This is a genomic window from Paenibacillus amylolyticus, assembly GCF_003719335.1.
Taxonomy (GTDB): Bacteria; Bacillota; Bacilli; order Paenibacillales; family Paenibacillaceae; genus Paenibacillus; species Paenibacillus amylolyticus_D.
In genome coordinates this window covers 380,599-400,787 of the sequence record NZ_RIAS01000003.1, presented here as the reverse complement: position 1 = coordinate 400,787, position 20,189 = coordinate 380,599, and the positions used below count along the sequence as shown (strand labels likewise).

Sequence of the window (20,189 nt, the reverse complement as noted above, 5' to 3'; positions counted from 1 at the left end):
TTAGAAACTAAAGTGAAACGGAAGGAACTGAGGCCTGTGAAGGTAAATCTAAAGCGGACTTGGCACACCAGGTTGATTTATTCATATTTCCCCCTATTTCTGCTTACGATTTCCATTCTGATCTTTCTCTCCTTCCTGATTGTTAACGAACTGTCACGAAAAGAAACCAGAAAAGCAGATATGATCTCCACCCATTACATTGTCAGCACATTGGAACGTTCGTTAGGCGATATCGAGATGAGACTGCTGGATGAAATTGTAACGAACAAAATGTACAGTCGTTTTTTGGAAGCCGAAAAAGGACAATTGTCCAGTCAGTTTATTTATGATGCAGCTAGTGATCTGAACCGTATGGTGGATCAACAGGGGATGGTGCAATCGATTTATCTCTACCGAATGTCGGATTCGAGCATTATTACACCTAGAGGAATGGTAAGTCTTGAGGATTTTGAGGATAAATCGTATATCGAACAGGCGTTGAAAAATAAACTGAATCTGGGCTGGAATCAACCCAGATCTTACAAAGAACGTTCATTTGATGTCCCTTCACAGGTCATCAGTATGAATAAATGGCTGCCACTGCCTTGGGGCGGTGAAGGTCTGCTTGTTATTACAGTACGGTTGTATGCCTTGGAGAGGCAAATTGACAACATGACGGATGCGAATCTCTCTTTTCTACAGGTGAAGGATACGCATGGGGATCTCGTATATTCGGCTCATCAGATTCACTCTTCAGAGGGGAATGTCCTTAATCAGGTTAAGGCTGAAAAGCTAGGGCTTACCTTTGAGAGCGGCATTCAGACAGGTCAGTTGTATTCATGGGTATCGCTGGTGTCCTATGTGTGGATTGGGATTGGTGTTCTCACCATTGCTGGTGCAGTCGCAGGTCTGATCTATATTACACGTAGAAACGTAAAACCCTTGCAGCTGATGATGAATCGCATTCAGGCGCTGCAGCCCCGTGTGCATGAAGAGAATGCCGCACCTTCTGTCAAAAACGAGCTTGCACTGATCGACCGGGCGCTGGAACATCTCATTGCTCAAACGGTAGATTACGAAAAACAGCATCATGAGAATCTACTGATTCATCGCAGGCAGTTGCTTGTGGATTTGATGGAGGGTGAACGTATAGATTCTTTTCGTCAGCGTCTTCGTCACTTGCAGCCGCTTGAGGAAAGGTTTCTTGAACCGCAGTGCGCCGCTGTATTGGTAGCGGAGATGAATGGGACAGATCTGCCCGCTCATTCCAATACGTTGAAAATGGCACTGATGAATGTGTTCAAGGAACTGGTGCAGAAAGAGAGCAAGTTTGGTGCGTGGGCAGAATGGTTTGGCAATCGTCGTCTGATCGTTGTGGTAGCCTCCAATGAAAAAGAAGGACTGAGCCGTGAACTGTTGATGGATTTGGCTAAACAGCTGCATATGTGGATTGCTGAGCATTTCCGGATTCGGTTTACATTCGGAATTGGGCAGACGGTAAATGGCTGGGAAGAAATCACTCGATCCTATAGCAGTGCAGACACAGCTCTGCGACACCGGCTTACCCTTGGTCAGAATGCCATTGTGCTCAGTGAACAGCTGCCAGGCCACATGGAACTGCATTCGTACAAATATTTGCAAATGCTCGCAGACATCGTTCGGGAGTTCAGGCTTACGGGGGATGGCTGGCGAGCGCAGCTCGACCAGATGTTTATTGCGTTTAACGAAGACCAAATGAACGATAAGGATATTCGTATGCTCTTGCAATCGCTGATTCAGATGTTAGCGCGTGAGTTTGGGGAGTTATCCGAACGTTTGCAGAACCAATTTGATGAGCCCGTTTTGGTGCGGCTTCGCTCGCAAATCCAGGAAGTCGACACACTCGAAGACATTCGGGGGATTTTGATGGAGTGGCTCAAAGAAGTCTATCGCAATTATGTTGCCGTTAACGAAACGAAAAGTCACCGTGCGATGATTAATGAGCTGCGCGTATATATTGAGGAGCATTTCGATGATCCGGATCTGTCGCTGAAACACCTGAGTGACCGTTTTCAAATCTCGGGTAAATATGCGAGTTATTTATTCAAAGAAGAATTCGATATGAAGTTCGTTGATTTTCTTGTGAAATTGAGAGTAGAAAAAGCATGCCGAATGCTGACTTCAACGGATACGGCTATTCAGGATATCGCCCAGCAGGTGGGTTACGCGAATGCGATCTCGTTTGGCAGAGTATTCAAACGTGTGATTGGCGTGACTCCGGGGGATTATCGCAAGCAGTATGGCAAGCAAGAAGAACTATAAACCGAAATAGGATGTTAGGTGGAGTGGAATAAATCTGTCGATTATGATATCGATGATCTCTTGCTCTCAATAAAATAAGATATTATTGAAAACTCCTCTATATGAGCAGATTTTGCTGCTGCGTAGTGGAGTTTTTTATGAGGATAAATAGGATAATAACTTAGAAACACAGTTAGAAGATAAACAACATGTTCTAAACTATACATAGGGATTCATGATGATCAGAAGTTGAATGTATTAATTCTGGAACATCTTGATAAGAGTAAAGGGTATGTGCTGAATGAATTCGGAGGAAGTGCAGTAGATCCACTTTTTGGAGAAGTACGTTTTAATCTTGCTCCAAGAAACTAGGCAAATAATATCATCATAGAGTGTTTAGAAATGACCGCGGATCAGGCGGTCTTTTTTATTTACACACAAAACGGGAAAATAGATTAGTGTTTGTCGTTGATTGTCGAATTAGGGAGAATTACCATCTGAAAAAGAGTGAGAATAACTCAAAAATGTGTTAGCTTATATAACATAATTGTTGTGAAAATAGTTTATTGTCAGGAATTTTGTTTAGAAGATAGGTTATTTGACGTATAAAATAGCTTTAACCTGTTTTGAAAATAGTTTATTGTCGATTTTCAGAAAATCATGTAATAATTAATGACATTCACAGGTGCAGCGAGTTGGACAACCATAACGGAGTGGCGTTCATGTGAATCATTACAGAATGAGTGCGAAAGGGGAAAGGTCAAATGAAATTATTTCAAAGACGCAAGGCAGGAAAGGCAAGTTCGATTCTCGCAGCGGTAACAGCATTCACTCTATTATTATCCGCGTGTTCTTCAGGTAGTGAATCATCAACTTCATCATCCGGGGAAGCGGGTGCGGGGAACAGAACCACGTTGAAAGTAGAAATTTTTGACCGGGGAAATACACCGGCAGGTTACACCATCTCCGATAGTTATCTGACACGTTTCATTCAAAAGGAATTTGGTGACCCGAACAATATTGATGTTCAATTTGTTCCCGTTCCCCGCTCAGAAGAAGTGCAGAAGCTTAACGTGCTCATGGCAAGTGGTTCTGAAGTGCCCGATATTGTATTCACTTATGATTCCGGTACATTTAATCGTTATGCCTCACAAGGAGGTTTGACAGAGTTAACCGATCTGCTGAACAAAGAAGGAACCAATCTGAAAACATTTTTGGGTGATGACACGCTGGCATACGGCCAGTATGATGGGCAACAATTCGCAGTTCCCGGTAAACGTCTGGTGTTAGGGAAGTACGCTTCTTATGTTCGGCAGGACTGGCTGGATGCACTTGGACTGCCTGCACCTCAAACGGCTGAAGAATTGCACACCGCCCTGAAAGCATTCAAGGAGAAAGATCCGGGCAAAGTGGGCTCAGGACTTATTCCTATGGGGATGTCGATCGCTTCGGCCCAATATGAGCCATTGATCTGGTCTTTCATCCAGCCTCTTACGGAAGAACAGAGATATACACTGACTCAGCAGCTAGGCTCTAATGATTATCCAACGTTGCTGCCTGGCTTCAAAGATGCACTGAAATATATGAACACTTTGTATAACGAGGGATTAATGAGTGCAGACTTCGGGCTGGATAAAGACAAGAAAAAACTGTGGGAAGATGTATCCAACGGCAAAGTAGGTTTCTACAGTGAAGATGCAGGAGAGATTTACATCTCAGGTACGTATAAAAACCTGCAAACGAATAAACCTGATGCGGTGATGACACCGATTGATGCGTTCAAAAATTCGGAAGGTAAATTTGCAAAGCCGGCATATGCACCAAATGCCATGTATGTCATGATTCCAAAAACAAGTCAAAACGCAGAAGCAGCCATGAAATATCTGGATTGGATGGCTTCTGGCAACAACCTGTTTGACCTGCAATACGGCGTGAAAGACGAAAACTATCAGCTGGTGGACGGTGTACCACAGATCAAAGAAGATGCTTCGCCTGAAATTGCTGGTCGGATCTACAACTCCGGTGACATTGCCATCATCGTAAACGGCAAATATGTGGGAGATGAAAATAAAAACGAAGAGGCTTATGTCGTTCAGGTGGATTCCAAATATCGGGATGATATGCGCAAATCGGTAGCCATCTCCAATACGGACACGATTCAACCCGTACGTTTCTCCAAACCCATTGAAGCGGAATCTCGTTACGGTAACGGCTTAAAAGATAAATTCTCGGAGTTTATTGTAAAAACAACGATCTCCAAACCGGCTGATTTTGAAGCCGTATATAACAGCATGATGAGTGATTATATGGCAAGTGGAGGCCAGGCCATTCTTGATGAGCGCACGGAGGCTTACAAAGCGATGAAGTAATCATCGTAAGGCGCAGGTTGGACAGGTCTGACCGCATTTGAACAGGACATTTCATGAGGGCGATGTAAAGATCGCCTTCCATGAGACATCCTTCACGACTTGGGGGGAGCGTTATGAAGACAGGCACTTATTTCCGCAGAAACTGGCAAATGTACGCATTACTTGTACTGCCAATGGTATACTTCATCATTTTCAAATACGGTCCAATGTATGGGGTACAGATCGCGTTCAAGGATTTTAACTTCTTCCAAGGGATTGGCGGCAGTGAGTGGATTGGATTCGATGCATTTAAGGAAGTGTTTCAAAATCAGGGATTCTACACCGCCTTGCGCAATACAATCGTTCTGAATTTACTCGACTTGCTTGTCTCCTTTCCGGCACCGTTAATTCTCGCTATCCTGCTCTTTGAATTACGGGTCGCCTGGTTTAAAAAGATGGCACAGACGCTGCTTTACATTCCACACTTTATTTCCTGGGTCATCATAGGTGGTATCGTATTGCAGGTGTTTGGCACTCAATCTGGCTTCATTAACAATATGTTAATGAGCATGGGGCTTGATCCGCTTCCGTTTCTATCGGATAAAAACTATTGGATCTTTACGTATCTCGCCGTAGGGGTGTGGCAGAGTGCAGGCTGGGGAACGATTTTGTATCTGGCTTCCCTTACAGGCATTAACCGTGAGCTCTATGAAGCAGCCGAGGTAGACGGAGCCAGCCGTTTGCGCAGAATTTGGCATATCTCCCTGCCAGGAATCAAAACGACGATTGTTACCTTACTAATCATTAACGTTGGCAATATGATTTCCATCAGCTTTGACCGGCCGTTCATCATCGGAAATGTAGCAGTTCGCGAATACTCGGATGTACTCAGTACGTTTGTATACCGTCTGGGTCTGCAATCCGGTCAGGTGACACTGGCGACCGCAGTGGGACTGTTCCAAGCTGTCGTTGGACTGATTTTCATCCTCGGTGCTAACTACGCATCTAAAAAATTGACAGATGAGAGCATTATGTAACGGAACGAATGCATCTGCGGCAACACGGTGTCCATCTATGATCTGTAAGGAGTGAGTGAGATGTCGGAAAACACGGCAAATCGAATATTCAACACAGTAAATGTAACTCTGATTGTCATTGCGATGGTATTATGCCTTGCACCATTCATCCATATCATTGCGATCTCGCTTAGCTCGAATCGGGCCATTGGTTCGGGAGAGGTTTCCTTTTTCCCAAAAGAGTTGTCCTGGGAGGCCTATGGTAAGGTGTTTGGTGATGGTTCCATGATTCGTTCCCTGATCTACACGATCTGGCTGACGGTTCTGAGTACGGTGCTAAGTATGCTTATGACGATTATGGCAGCATATCCCCTTGCCAAAAGCAGTCTGAGAGGACGAAAGTGGTTCATGCTGGTCATTGTTGTGACGATGTTTTTTAGCGGGGGCATTATCCCGGAGTATATTTTGATCAAAAATTTGCATCTGCTTGACAGCACATGGGGATTAATTCTTCCCGGCCTGATCAGCCCGTTTTATATGATTATTCTGATCACCTTTTTCCGAGGCATCCCGGAGAGTCTGGAGGAGGCTGCAGATATTGATGGCAGTACGCAGATTGGAACGTTGATTCGCATTATTTTGCCGTTGTCTCTTCCGGTAATGGCGACACTCAGCCTGTTTTACGCTGTAGGACGCTGGAATGGATTCCAAGATGCATTAATGTATATTACCAAACCGGAATTGTATCCGTTACAATTAAAGTTATATCAGATGATTCAGCAAAACCAAATCACCGAGCTGATGCAAAACGAAGGTATTGGCGCGGTTCATGTGTTACCGGAAAGCTTGAAAGCAGCCAGCGTAATATTTTCGACGTTGCCAATCCTGTTTGTCTATCCGTGGCTGCAGCGGTTTTTCATTAGCGGTGTAATGGTAGGTGCTGTAAAAGGTTAACGTCTCAGGAGGTCATAGGCATGACACAACCGATGGTTAAGAAGATGTCCAAGGAGCAGCAGCATCTAGTACACCAGTCCATGGTCATGATGGATCGTTTTTATGACGATGAATTCGCATTGCTTCGCAGCTTTGAAGACGATGCATCCGAGCACGGTACACGAGGCAGTGCACATTATGCGCTGGGCTTGCTGATTCGTCAGGAGCCCGGCGATGTGGAGCGGGCTGTTCGTGTACTACACAAAGTGCTGGATTATCAATATGATGCGCCGGAAGAAATCTATCACGGCACCTTTGCGACCCAGACAAATGAAGGGCACCCACCTGAGGGTCATTATGCATGGAAATCATTTGCGCCAGGCACAGCCTATTTCCTGGAACGCACCTTTGAGAAGGTGTCTGCGCAGTTTATTCATAATCTGCAGCAAGAGAATGATTTGCTTAAGGAAGGCGCAGACGCCAAGCAAATAAAAGAGCTGTTTTATGCGTCCGTGAACGCTGTTTTGCCCCCGGTCTGGATCAGTTATGATCCGAATTGGCGGGAATTTATCGCATGTGTGTGTGCTATAGCGACAGCCGAGTTTGCAGAAATGCTGCCGGGTAAGCTTATTCAGCGGATGGATGAAGCGATGGAACGAGCTGTTCAGGGCTCCGTGGAGCGCAGACGGTCAGATGTGATTCCGATGAACACCAACATTGAACTGATGCATATTTTCATTACCCATTATTATGGACATCGGTTCCAGCAGGCGGATTGGATTAAGCATGCGGATGAACAAGCCGAAGGTCTGTTACAGGAGTTTGAGCAGTACGGCGGCACGTTTGCGGAATTCAATACGACGACCTATTACGGGGTGGATCTCGCCGTACTTGGGATGTTCCGAAAGTATGCCATAACTGAGCGTATGACTGAAATTACTCACCAGATTGAGCATGGATTATGGAACAATATTGCGCTGTATTACAATGCCAATCTGGAGAATCTATGCGGGCCATTTGCTAGGGCATATGATATGGAAATGCGGGAACATAGCTCCATCGGCGTGTTTCTCTATCTTTTACTGGGAGAAGGTTACGAGTATTTAACAGGCATGAACTGTGAATCGGGGCATGATCCGATGATAGCGTTATTGGGTGTTGATGTCCCTAAAGAGGCTGTACCGTATTTCAAAGCCCATCAAGGAGATCGACTCGTGCAAAAACAGTTCATGGAGCTGTGTGAACGCAACGATCCCAAAGCAAACCGGAATTTGTGTACGGCATCGGCCTGGATTGGTGAGAAACGAATGATAGGAGCCATGTCCGGCAGTCGCAACACCAACGGTCAGATGCATCCTGCGACCATTCATTGGCAAACCGAGACAGGAGACCGGTATTACCTTCGTCTGATTCGGCGTGAAGCAGGCAGTGACTGGAACAGCCATTTGCGCGGCATTATTTTTGAAGCGGAAGTCACAGCGGAGTCATTGAATATCGAGGTGCAGCTGGATACGGCGGAGGAGATTGAGGTTTATTTTGAAATTAAAGGACCTCACCTGCATCCACAGCATTTACAACCAACACGTTGGACGCTTCCGGGGCTAACCTGTTCTGTAAAAGCCGAAGCCCCAGCGCCGACAGTGTTAATGTATACCGACTATGCTGAAGTAATTTACCGCTATGTTCCGGGCGTGACGGCAAACCGGATGAGGTTTGAACTCGGGATCAATGAATAGATAAAGGATGCAAGACGGTATCACAGGGTTAGGTAGAAGACTATGAGTGGACTTTTTTAGAAGGCTATTAGAAGGGCTATGATAGGGTTAAAGTACGGAAGGAGGCGGGCAGAGTAAATGTACACAGACAAAAAAGAGTACTCATTCTCGACATGCTGGAATATCAAGCGGCATACGAATGGCGAAGGCATGATCGAAGAGATTCTGTCGCTTGGATTCAGACAGGTAGAGTTAAACTATAATGTGACGGATGAGTTATTGCGGACGATTGAACCGATGATTGAACGCGGGCAAGTGGGTGTATCCAGTGTGCATAACACGTTTCCGCATGTACCTGATCCCGATTATGGTACTGATTCGGTGTTGCTCGGATTCGACGATGAGCCGCGGCGTAAAAGGGCGATTCAACTTTTGCTTCGTTCTGCTGAATATGCCCATCGCTACGGTGCGAAGGCAGTTGTTGTGCACCCGGGGGAAGTGCCGTTTGAGTATAACATCGATGAAGCTCTGAAAAAAATCTATAACGAGCAAGGCAAGGATTCACCAGCTTATCAAGCGTTGTGGCAGGAGATGTTGGAGAAGCGGCAGGCTGGAAGTGAACATTACTTGAAACGTATACAGGAAAGTTTGGAAGAGGTATGCAATCTTTCGGAGCAACGTGGATACGGTGTGAATTTTGGAATTGAAACCCGTTCACGCTGTTATCAGATGCCTACGCTACAGGAAGCGGGATCGCTCATTGGTGAGATGAAGGGGGCGCCGCTTGGTTTATGGTATGATATCGGCCACGGCATGATGATGGATCGCATGGGATTGTATGACAACGTGCGTGAAGCGAATGCGCTGATCGATCATGTTGTGGGGGTTCACATCCATGAAACGGTAGGGTTGTCCGATCACTGGTGTCCTTATATTCATAGTCAAGACATGATCTATTTCGATTCATTTCTGGATATCATCGATCGCTCTCCAGTGAAAGTATATGAGCTGAAAGCGGTCTGTACACCGGAAGAGATCGATAAAAGTCATGGATTGATTACGTCTCGCATTGCTGAACGTCACGCGGCGCGTCAGCGCGGATAAGGAGCAACCGCATTAAACATGAATGCACCTCAAAGGAAGATCTTATTGGAAAGTAAACCAACATATAGAGCGGTTCAGAACATACCTTAGGTTGCATTGAGAGGGGTTCTGCCGCTCTTTTGTTGTTCTCGTAAAATGTTCCGTGCTTTAATGTTTCTCAGGGAGTGTTACGTCACCGAGAATCCCTGCCTGATAGCCTTTGACTACAGCACCTTTCAGAGCAGACTTCACTTCAGGTTGGGCGAAGAATTGATTGATGAACGATTCAGTTTCCTGAGGTAGAGGGAGACTGCTCTCTGTCGATACACTGGTTATTGTGGTGAAACTCAGAGATGCAACCAGAAGGATGTTGGCTACGGTACGTTTCCATTTAGGATTAGATTTGTAGCTCTGTAGTTGAGTTGGATAAGTGACTACGTCAGATTTCATGAAATTCTCCTTTGTTTAAAGTTATGTATAATCTCTTACATTTGAGTCACATCTACAATCTATCAGTTCGACTACATTGGCGATTCCGTAGTGCACACTTATTTTTGCGTGATCCCGCAAACGTAGAGGATGCCAGAGTGCGTTTCGAATGATCTTAAATATATGAAAAGAGGTATTTGTCATGATGGACCCAACAGGTGTCTCGACAAATACCTCTTTTTGTTCCACCTCTTATTTTCTAAGGGTAGCTTTACAGTGCGAAGGGATCGGTAGTTAGATATGTAAGCTACTCATACATCCGTCGTTCAAGTTCCGCATAGGCGATGGCTGAGTCATTACTGGAATTGTTGATATAGGCGACGGATGAAGCAGGGAGTGGCCAGGCCACTTCCTTTCGGACGAGAGAAGCTGTGAACGAATCCCAGTTGGCTAACTTCCATTCATCTAATGGAGATTGTCTCGCTGTGATTCGCTTGTGATACAATGCTTCATTTTCCAGATATATATAGGCCACACGCACATCCGTATCATCCAGGGTACGTCCGATCTGTGCAAGTTCCTGAGCAATCCAATCGATGGTTCCAATTTCTTTGGTAAAGGGTCCTACAACGATGGTATCAATACCCAACTGAACGTTATCCAGAGCAGCGTCCATCGTAATGCGGTATCCAAGATCACGGCACAACTTTTTGTATTCAGGCGAATCTCGATCGGATGGATCAAGTCCCTGAAGGGTCATGATCGCCTCAGCCGCGGGACGAAGCAGAATGTCCATATCGAAGAAAGCAGCTTTATGTTTACGGGAAAGGGCTTTGGCAAGGGTGGTCTTGCCACTTCCGGCCCCGCCGAGAAAGAAAATTAGTTTGCTCATGAATGTAATGCCTCCTCAGTATGTTAGAAGATCGTATGGAATGTAAGTTATTTTGTTTATTTTAGCATAGTTCACATTGTAGTCTCACTTGATTACCTGCGAAGGAAACCAGATATGACGCAGGTTCACCCAGCCCTGGCTGTTGAAAGATAGACCACGCACAGAAGGCAGATAAGCGGTTTCTACCGGTTTCTCGGATAAATGGAACAGTAAGTTCTGACTTACCAAGAATTTCTCAATTTGATCTAATTCAGAAGTTCGATCTGCTGCGGTTGGAGAGGCGACGATGGTTTGCAAAATCTTATGAATCGTTATACGAGCAGAATCTTCCAGATGCTCAGATAACGTGGAGTAGAGATCATACCTGCGCAGTTCTTCGTCCCTGTCCCGAATGAGCGAGAAGAGAATCAGATCCGATTCCAGCCGCAGATTCCCTTTGAACTGCTCCATCGTAGCGGTACGGACGGTACAGGTGAAACCGCTGCGCTCCAATATGGATGCCAAATGTTGAGCATCCCTGCGATATTGTGGAATGGTTGCAATGTGCAGGGAAATGGGACTAGGCCAAGTGAGTCGTTTAATAATATCTCTAAATCCCTCTTGCTCAACCATCCCGATATTCACGGCAACAGAGTCAGTAGCGACAACCTCAGAGTCATACGCATGTCCGTCATCACTATTCATTCCAGCAAGGCATAACTGAAGGTAGGCTCTTACTTCCGGATCGTTTAACGGTCCGGATTTTTGCGTATTACACGTGAGTAATTTTTGAACCATTACACCTGCACTTATTTGTGTCCAGTCTGCACCCTCAGACGAAGACGGATTATGAACAAGATGAAAGAACGGAGTTTCGATATCTTGGCTATCGTCTATTTTTGCCGAGGCACTCCACGGAATTTGCAGGATATCTACACGGTCCATATGTGCTCTACCCTGAAAATACGATGAAAAGGCTTCAAGTCTGCACAAGTGATCATCCCAGGCAGTGACCTTGAACGGCCCCGTCCCGACAGGTTTTTGCATCCCGTGCGCATCACCCGAATGCTTTATCTTCTGTTCGTTTTTTCCGGGTGAGGGTACAATCGCCGCACGACTTGTTGTCAGAAAAGACAAAAACAATTCGTGAGGGTCTTTCAACTGGAAAATCACGGTTAAGGAATCAACCGCTTCAATAGAAAGAATCTGTTTATTTACATCACTGTACAGTGTCCGGCGATCTGTAGATTGCAGTCGTTCAAACGTATGTACAATATCATGGGCCGTCAGCAACTGACCATCGTGAAATGTAATCCCTTTCCGCAAATAAAAGATCCAGGTCTTTCGGTCTGCACTGACATCCCAGGTGTGAGCGAGACATGGAAGAATCTCTCCCTGTTCACCCCGTTGAACCAACCCGTCAAAGACATGGCTGGTAACAAAGGACTCAGCCAACAGATTAATGTACAGCGGATCAAGCGCATGAAGCTGTTGGCGCAGGGGCAGCCGAAGCGTATCAATCTGCTCATTGTTGGTGCCGGCTTCCGTATGATGACCCGAATACCCAAGCAACCACTGGTTTAGATGATCCTGCATGGTTGCTGAACTGGAAAATGCGCTCACCTGCTCGGCAGCTTCCTGCAACTCCCGGCGATTCATGGCCTGCATCATATATTCTGCGGCGATTTGATCAGCCGGAACAAGCAAGGTCAGTGAAGAACGCCGACCCCGGCCACGCTGGGAAACCCAACGAATCCAGTCATGGGCAACCATCTTTTTGACAATTGTTAACGTATTGCGGTGCGTACAATTTAGCAATTCAGCGAGATCGGCGAGTGTAAGTTCATGTTCTGTATGGTGACCGTAATGACGATGCAACAGCAGATATTGCTGATGTAATTTCAAGTGTTGATTCCCTCCTGGAGGTGAACTCTGATGCAATCCTCTAAAATAAGAAGTTTTATCGATTATAATTTCTATTTATATTCCTATTTTATCATCTAGAATATAGCATAGAAAGGTTAATGGAGGTTTTTCCCATGATTGATAAAATAATGTCTTCACCGCAACGCGCTCTAATCACGCTACTGTCCGCATGGATGTTGGCTATCATTCACCAGTATTTATTCTATGGTAATGAGCTTGGCGTATCGTATCCTATCTTTGTAATTCTCTTTTATGTGTTCATGTATCTGTTTGCACGTGACCGCATGAGGTCTTTCAAGTTCATTGATGCATTTGTGGCGGGTTTAGTGCTGTTGTTGTCGCTAACGTTCCTGTTCTACGACAATGAACTGCTGCGTGTTCTTAATTTCCTGGTTGTACCCGGCGTAGTTATCTTACATATGACGTATCTGATGGGCAGAAAACGGAAGCAGTGGTGGGAAATAGGGTTGATCGGTACGGCGATTGACCATGTGCTGCCTCAAGCGATACGTCATTGGGGGACGGTTGCGGCCATTGCTGTGAGAGCAGGCGGGCGCGGCATGGGCAAATCACAGAAAACGGTTGTTTTCAAAGTGTTCATTGGCCTTGTGGCATCCTTGCCTATCCTCATTGTAGTTATCGCATTACTGTCCTCCGCTGACGGCGTCTTTGATCAATATTTAGCCGGTTTTCCGGAGTGGTTGAATCAGCTGGCTTTTACTCCAGGGATACCAAGAATCATCTGGATTGTCATTGTGGGTATAGTGCTGTTCGGTTATGTATGGGGATTTGTGCAGCCAATGCAATATGAGGCAGAGAAGAGAGAGAACGCGCATTGGAAAAATGGAGCTGCATCCACGTCTATTACGCGTAATCATATGCAGGAAGTCTCTGCTGTGAACCCGGCTACTGAAGGTCAGTTTACGAATAAGATTACACCCGAGCCCGAACGCCCTCCGGTTCATCAGGAAGCATTTAGATTGGACCCCATCATTGTGGGTACGATGCTGATCGTTATCAACTTTGTGTACGTGTTGTTTGTACTTGTACAGTTTTCGTATCTTTTTGGTGCTGGAGAGGGACATCTTCCGGTAGAACTGTCTTACGCAGAGTATGCGAGAAGTGGATTTGTGGAGTTGATTCTCGTCACAGGTATTAACTTCTTTATTCTTATTGTTGCTTTGCAGTATACCCGTCCGAGTGGCAAAGCGGGTTCCATCGTGCATCAGGTACTTCTCCTGATTCTGGTCAGTTGTTCAGCAATTATGTTGTATTCCGCGTTTATGCGCCTAAATCTTTATGAGCAGGCATATGGATATACGTACATCCGCTTCCTGGTACACGCATTCATGATCTTCCTTGCACTCCTGTTGCTGATTGCTGGCCTTCGTATACGCTATACGTCAATACCGCTGATCCGCTGGTATATTGTGCTTGCGCTCACTGCATATGTTGCTGTGAACTATGTGGGCATGGATAAACGGATTGCCGAGCTGAATATTGAACGTTATCATCAGACTGGCAATATTGATGCAACCTATCTGGCGAGTCTGTCAGCAGATGCAGTTCCGTTACTTCGTGAGTTTGCTCTTGAGGAGTATCCTGATCTCAAGAGGGAAATGCTGGAACATCAAGCATATCTGGATATGGATACATCAGATCGTTCCTGGCCTTCTTATAACGTGGCAAGACACCGAGCTGAGCTAGAAATGTCCAAATTGAGAACGGAATAGCTGAATAGTAGTTGTTTTCACGTACGGATTTATGCAAAAACAATATGTAAGTGTTATAATATAAAAACTAACCTATAAAGGGGGTGAATCCCTTGTTTGAACTGCAGGAGTTATTACCATATTTATTCTCGATTGGACTCATCTTCACCGTCAGTTATGCCTATATTGCCCATCTTCATTGTGGCATGACGGAGTACTGGGTGGAAGGTGGCGCCGGTGGTGGACTTGAACCTGTACTTCCCGCCCTGTGTTTGGACAGACAGCACAGACAGGAAGACTGGAGCCGCATGATTAGACGAAGAGAAGCGCCCGATGAAGATGAACCAGATTGTCATTCCTCGTTGAACGATTGGTCAACAAATCAACGAGGAGGATATATATGGAACATAAGACTAACAAGGGGTTCACTTTTAGATCAGGCAAGGGACGGATCTATGGCCTGATTGCTATTTTGTTTGCAGTCATGCTGCTTGCCGGATGCAGCAATAACGTGTCGGAGATTACTTCATCGACACCGGGATTTTTTAATCACTATATTGTATTTCCGCTGTCGTACTTAATACAGCACATTGCCACCATATTTAGCGGAAGTTACGGGGTCGCGATTATTGTAATCACGCTGGTCATTCGATTAGCACTGTTGCCATTGATGATGCGTCAAGCCAAGTCCCAGCAGGGAACTCGAGTTATCATGAACGCCATGAAACCTGAAATGGATGCTCTCAAGAAAAAATATGAAGGCAAAAACGACCCTGCTGATAAGCAAAAGCTGTCTCAAGAAACGATGGAGTTATACAAGAAACATAAGTTCAATCCGCTAAATATTGGTTGCTTGCCGATGCTCATTCAGTTGCCTATCCTTTCAGGTATTTACACAGCCATCCGACTTACACCAGAACTTTCTTCCCATTCGTTCCTGTGGTTCAAACTGGGAGCGCCGGACTATGTTCTCGCTGTGGTGGTCGCGGTTATTTATCTGATTCAAGCCAAGGTATCACAAGCCAATATGGCACCTGAGCAGCGAAAACAGTTTGCCATTATGGGATATCTCTCCCCATTGATGATGGCATTCTTTTCTCTTTCGGCCCCGGCAGCCATGCCGCTCTACTGGACGGTTGGGGGTTCGTTCCTGGTACTACAGACGTTATTGTTCCGTAAAATGTACCCGGTGGAACACCCGCACGAGCCTGTGGTTGTGGAAGTAAGTCAGAAAAAGAATAAAAAATCGAGTTCATCCAAATCTTCTCGGAAACCTGCAAAGTCGTAATATATTCGGTCGCAGGTGACTAGGAACACATGGTGACTACGGAAACTTGTTGAAAACAAAAAAACTAATGAAGAAGCCTGATCCATATGGATCAGGCTTCTTTTTGTACTATCAAGTTTTCTTTTTTTAGTCTTTTTACGAAAGCTGATGAACAGCATAACGTCCGCTTCCTGTTCCCCAATATCACTTAATGATGATATACTTACCTGATGAAATATGATATTGATAATCAATATCAACTAATGGGTGATATATACATGGGAAAAAGTGAAATGAGGAGTGCGGATAGATGCAAGAGGAAGAAGCAAGACAGGGATTTACACCGGAGATGATTGATATGATGGCCAGCATATGGACACGTTCGATCATTACATTAATAGATGTACGCTTTCAGAACGTAGCGTCACAATACCCGTTGGAGCAATATAAAATGCCTAGTAGCATGTTTATCTATGCATATGGGGGAGAAGCGCAAATCCAACTGAATGAAACCACATTTGCAATGGAACGCTTTGGTTTAATTCACGGCGGCAAGGGGAGCCTGCTCAGTATCACACCTAAAGGGGAGATTGTGGAGACTTTTATGGTGTTTTATAGAGCAGAATCGCCTCTCTTTTTCAAGAAACATCTGCAACAATTACTGGAGCAAGTCAATCCATTTGTTCAACAGTTTGGATACACCCCAAGTAATCCCATTTTGCTACGCGATTGGTTCCAACGGATGATGAATGGCTGGAAACGTGGCAAGGCGATGGATCAGCTACAGGCCAAAAGTTTTTTTTATCATTTGATTCATGAGGTGTACAGGGATTTGGAGGGTGGTGAGATTCGATATCTCCAGCCAGATCCAGCCTGTTCTGCCAAGAAATATCTCGATAAACATTACAGGGAACCGATTATGTTTCAACAAATTGCCGATATGTTTGGGATCAGTGGGGGACAATTGACGCGGTTGTTCAAAAAAAGGGAAGGGATGAACTTACAGGAGTATCTCATTCAGAGAAGGATTGAAGCTGCCTGTCATGACTTGAAACATACAGAAGCGACGGTTAAAGAAATCGCAACTGGAGCTGGTTTCGCAGATGAGAAAAACCTGTTCCGAATGTTTAAGAAACATTACAAGATGACCCCAAGTGATTATCGGAAAATAAACGCACTATCCATGCAGGTTGATGGTATTGATAATGATTCTCAATTAAATTACGATGAGAGGGAACTAGCGAGTCTAGTCAAGTCTTATAGAGATGGGGAATCAATTATGTTTGGATCATTAAGAAGTAAAGAAATGATTTTGGCAGCGGCGATAAGCATGATGATGTTATTGACGGCATGTACGTCAGGGACGCCAGCGAATAATGGGGGAACGGTGAATACAACACCCGCGCAGACACAGCAGACGACACAACAGGAAGGGGCGGAGACAGGAGCTTCGGAAGCAGTCTCGCAGACCAGAACAATAACCACAGTAAAGGGTGATGTTGAGGTACCTAACAATCCTCAGCGAGTTGTAGTCGATTATTTGGTTGGTGATGTGGTAGCCCTAGGTGTAACTCCTTTAGGTGTGGCAAGAGCGGCAAGGGGCGAGATGGAGCCTGTTTATGCTAACCAGATTACAGACTCCGTAAAAGTAGCCATGGAGCCGGAAGATATCATGACGCTTGAGCCTGATCTCATCATTTTGGCATGGAGCGATGAGTCATATGATGATTTATCCAAAATTGCCCCGACCATTTATGTTCCTTATGGTGATATGACTACAGAAGAGCGGATACATTTTATTAGCGATGTTTTGAACAAGCAGGAAGAGGCTAAGGCTGTTTTGAATGCTTATAACGGAAAAATCGAAGAATCCAAGCTAGCCTTTCAGAATGCGGGTCTATCCGATGTGAAGATTACGGTTGGAGAATTCAGTGATAAAAGTAACTACATAGCTGGAGCCAAGCATGCGGTTGGTGAGCTTGTTTACAATGAACTTCAATTGCAGGCACCTCCAAAGGTCCAAACGGATATTATCGATGCGGATAAATATTGGGGTGATGTCTCCATGGAAGTATTACCCGCTTACTCTGGGGATTATATGATCTTTTTAGGAGATGGAAACGTTGCTGCTGATAATGCAGTGTGGAATTCCATACCTGCTGTGCAACATGATCGGATCGTAAAGGTGGATTCTTCGCTATCTTGGTCCACGGACGTAATGACTTCCAGTGCATTGATTGATTATATTGTTAGTCAGTTGCTGGCATTAGCTAAATAAGAGTTGAACGAAATTTCAAATGAGAACTCCAATTATCAAACATGACCAGTCGAATTTATGGACGTTAATTTCCATATTCGTTTGGATTGTCAATAGGTGATGAAAGGGAAACGAGATGAAAAGCAAGCCTGAACAAAAACGCCGTGGGGCGATGAACTTCACCATGTACATGGCTGTAGGGCTTGGATTAACGGTTCTCATGTCGGCGGCATCGATTATGTTTGGTGCCGCTGATATGAGGTTAGCAACGGTATGGGAGGCTATTTTCCGATTTGATCCAATGCTCACTGAACATCAAATTATTCAAACCATGCGTCTTCCGCGTACCGTAGCAGATCTCATCGTTGGGTGCAGCCTTGCGGTATGTGGCGCTATCATGCAGGGGACAACGCGCAATCCGCTGGCCGACTCCGGGCTCATGGGGATTAGCTCTGGCGCAGCATTTGCAATTGCACTATGCCTGGCCTTTCTGCCGGGTTATTCGTATTGGCAGATGATGTTGTTCGCTTGTCTGGGAGCGGCGATCGCCACCGGTATGACTTACTTTACCGCGTCACTGGGCAATCGCGGAATGACGCCTCAGCGGCTTGTGCTGGCAGGTCTGTCTATTTCAATGTTGTTTGGCGCACTCAGCCAGTATTTGGCGATCAATTATAACCTGGGCCGAGCATTGACATTCTGGACGGCGGGTAGTACAGCGGGGGTCAAATGGGGAGAATTGCTGATTATCTCACCGCTCTTTGTTGGTGGTATACTGCTGGCACTGGCGCTATCCCCTTCCGTTACATTGCTCAGTTTGGGTGATGATGTGGCAAGTGGACTCGGCATTCGCAGCGGACTGGTCAAGATTTTATCGACAATTATTGTACTCGTGCTGACGGGATCGGCTGTTGTTGTGGTTGGCCCGGTTGGTTTTGTGGGTCTGATTACCCCGCATATTGTTCGATATATGGTAGGTGTCGACTATCGATACATTATTCCAGCAGCGGCGTTATATGGTGCGTTGCTGACCGTATCGGCCGATTTGGCTGGACGTTTGATCAATAAACCGTTCGAAACGCCGATTGCGATTATATTTTCCATCATTGGTGTACCGTACTTTCTCTTCTTGGCTCGAAGACAAAGGAGGGAATACGAATGACCAAACGGCGTTATACGGTGAAACGAGGCATTATCATCAATGTAGTGTTTATGGCACTCATCGTTGTGTTTGCGATCATTAGCATGAATTCTGGCAAGATGAATCTTTCACCGCTAGAAGTGCTGAACGTTCTCATAGGAAACGGTACCGATAAGCAGAATCTGATTGTGTTTGATTTTCGTTTGCCACGAATTCTACTTTCGATCTTGGTAGGTCTGGGAATGGGAGCGGCCGGGGTCGTGATGCAGAGTTTGCTGCGCAATGACATGGCTAGTCCGGGAACACTGGGAATTAGTTCGGGCTCGGGTTTGTTTGTCCTGTTCTTCGTTGTATTCATTGCACCAACAGGGAAGAGTTCCTTCATTGCTCTGCCTCTGTTGGCTTTTGTTGGCGGACTACTGGCGGCGGGTTTGATCTTCTTATTATCGTATCGCCGCGGACGAGACATCTCGCCAATCGGTTTGATCTTGACCGGGGTCGCGCTAGGAAGCGGGTATGGAGCGCTGACGACTTTCTTGACACTCAAGCTGGATGATTCGCAGATGAACTTCATGCTGTATTGGCTGGCGGGGAGCCTATGGGGCGATGATTGGGGCTATATTTCCATACTGACACCATGGGTCTTGATCTTACTCGGCTATATTTTTTACAAGGCGCGCATACTGAATGCCCTCCATCTGGGCAATCAGACAGCACAGGGGCTTGGTGTTTCCGTGAAGCGGCAGTTTTTGGGGTTGTCAATCGCTGCTGTTGCTTTATCCTCTGGCAGTGTAGCCGTGGGAGGAAGCTTCTTTTTCGTTGGCTTGATCGCTCCGCATATGGCGAGAAAACTGGTCGGTCCCGATCACAAATTGCTCATTCCGGCTGCCAGCTTGGCCGGGGGACTAGTCGTGGTGATGGCTGACACGATTACGCGCACGGTTAGCCTCGTAGGAGATGTGCCGACAGGAATCGTTATTACAGTCATTAGTGTTCCATATTTTCTTTATTTACTAGCAAAAGCCAAATAACACAATCAATGAAATAGTCTTGATATTTTGTGGAAAAAGGGTTGGTATAACTGCACGCTGCGTTTTAAAGCAGAATGCACGGTATCAAAAGTTCAACGATCGAAGTTACCCTGTATTACCGCTATGCTTTTTAATCAATAGGATATAGAAAAAGGATGCCATTACGAGGAATCGTATTGGCATCCTTTTGATTTTTTCTCA

Annotated in this window: 15 protein-coding genes; 12 read left to right on the top strand and 3 right to left on the bottom strand. The window is 45.5% G+C overall.

The window, feature by feature from the left end:
• Nucleotides 1-36: 36 nt before the first annotated feature.
• The 6 genes from EC604_RS08460 (at nt 37) to EC604_RS08435 (ending at nt 9,375) form a co-directional block, all read left to right on the top strand.
• On the top strand, nt 37-2,280 hold the full coding sequence (locus tag EC604_RS08460) for a helix-turn-helix domain-containing protein (protein WP_161556886.1): 2,244 nt from the start codon (nt 37-39) through the stop codon (nt 2,278-2,280).
• Nucleotides 2,281-3,023: 743 nt separating this feature from the next.
• Complete coding sequence (locus tag EC604_RS08455) at nt 3,024-4,628, top strand: extracellular solute-binding protein (protein WP_123063729.1); 1,605 nt, start codon at nt 3,024-3,026, stop codon at nt 4,626-4,628.
• 113 nt (nt 4,629-4,741) lie between these two features.
• The gene (locus tag EC604_RS08450) at nt 4,742-5,644 is read left to right on the top strand and encodes an ABC transporter permease (RefSeq protein WP_123063728.1); all 903 of its coding nucleotides are present in this window, start codon (nt 4,742-4,744) and stop codon (nt 5,642-5,644) included.
• 60 nt (nt 5,645-5,704) lie between these two features.
• Nucleotides 5,705-6,577: a carbohydrate ABC transporter permease gene (locus tag EC604_RS08445; protein ID WP_123063727.1), complete on the top strand. Its 873-nt coding sequence runs from the start codon at nt 5,705-5,707 to the stop codon at nt 6,575-6,577.
• Nucleotides 6,578-6,597: 20 nt separating this feature from the next.
• Complete coding sequence (locus EC604_RS08440) at nt 6,598-8,292, top strand: hypothetical protein (protein ID WP_123063726.1); 1,695 nt, start codon at nt 6,598-6,600, stop codon at nt 8,290-8,292.
• A 117-nt stretch (nt 8,293-8,409) separates the two neighbouring features.
• Nucleotides 8,410-9,375 carry a sugar phosphate isomerase/epimerase family protein gene (locus EC604_RS08435; protein ID WP_123063725.1) on the top strand — a complete coding sequence of 322 codons (966 nt, stop codon included), beginning with the start codon at nt 8,410-8,412 and terminating at the stop codon, nt 9,373-9,375.
• A gap of 147 nt (nt 9,376-9,522) precedes the next feature.
• Here EC604_RS08435 and EC604_RS30120 read toward each other — a convergent pair whose 3' ends face one another.
• The 3 genes from EC604_RS30120 to EC604_RS08420 all read right to left on the bottom strand — a co-directional run bounded on the left by EC604_RS30120 (nt 9,523) and on the right by EC604_RS08420 (nt 12,559).
• A complete protein-coding gene (locus EC604_RS30120; RefSeq protein WP_192895074.1) occupies nt 9,523-9,804 on the bottom strand; it encodes a hypothetical protein in 282 nt (93 codons plus the stop codon).
• A 286-nt stretch (nt 9,805-10,090) separates the two neighbouring features.
• On the bottom strand, nt 10,091-10,675 hold the full coding sequence (locus tag EC604_RS08425; protein WP_123063724.1) for an AAA family ATPase: 585 nt from the start codon (nt 10,673-10,675) through the stop codon (nt 10,091-10,093).
• A gap of 84 nt (nt 10,676-10,759) precedes the next feature.
• The gene (locus tag EC604_RS08420; RefSeq protein WP_123063723.1) at nt 10,760-12,559 is read right to left on the bottom strand and encodes an ABC transporter substrate-binding protein; all 1,800 of its coding nucleotides are present in this window, start codon (nt 12,557-12,559) and stop codon (nt 10,760-10,762) included.
• 134 nt (nt 12,560-12,693) lie between these two features.
• Here EC604_RS08420 and EC604_RS08415 point away from each other — a divergent pair, with 134 nt between their 5' ends.
• From EC604_RS08415 to EC604_RS08390, 6 genes are all read left to right on the top strand, one after another.
• On the top strand, nt 12,694-14,313 hold the full coding sequence (locus EC604_RS08415) for a DUF4153 domain-containing protein (RefSeq protein WP_161556885.1): 1,620 nt from the start codon (nt 12,694-12,696) through the stop codon (nt 14,311-14,313).
• 92 nt (nt 14,314-14,405) lie between these two features.
• Nucleotides 14,406-14,756 (top strand): hypothetical protein, encoded by a 351-nt coding sequence (locus tag EC604_RS08410; protein WP_240036721.1) that lies wholly within the window; start codon nt 14,406-14,408, stop codon nt 14,754-14,756.
• The gene (yidC, locus tag EC604_RS08405; RefSeq protein ID WP_123063721.1) at nt 14,693-15,580 is read left to right on the top strand and encodes a membrane protein insertase YidC; all 888 of its coding nucleotides are present in this window, start codon (nt 14,693-14,695) and stop codon (nt 15,578-15,580) included. Before EC604_RS08410 ends, yidC begins: the two co-directional genes overlap by 64 nt.
• A 289-nt stretch (nt 15,581-15,869) precedes the next feature.
• The gene (locus tag EC604_RS08400) at nt 15,870-17,837 is read left to right on the top strand and encodes an AraC family transcriptional regulator (RefSeq protein WP_123063720.1); all 1,968 of its coding nucleotides are present in this window, start codon (nt 15,870-15,872) and stop codon (nt 17,835-17,837) included.
• Between the two features lie 115 nt (nt 17,838-17,952).
• Complete coding sequence (locus EC604_RS08395) at nt 17,953-18,978, top strand: FecCD family ABC transporter permease (protein WP_123063719.1); 1,026 nt, start codon at nt 17,953-17,955, stop codon at nt 18,976-18,978.
• Nucleotides 18,975-19,988 (top strand): FecCD family ABC transporter permease, encoded by a 1,014-nt coding sequence (locus EC604_RS08390; RefSeq protein ID WP_123063718.1) that lies wholly within the window; start codon nt 18,975-18,977, stop codon nt 19,986-19,988. Before EC604_RS08395 ends, EC604_RS08390 begins: the two co-directional genes overlap by 4 nt.
• Nucleotides 19,989-20,189 lie beyond the last annotated feature (201 nt).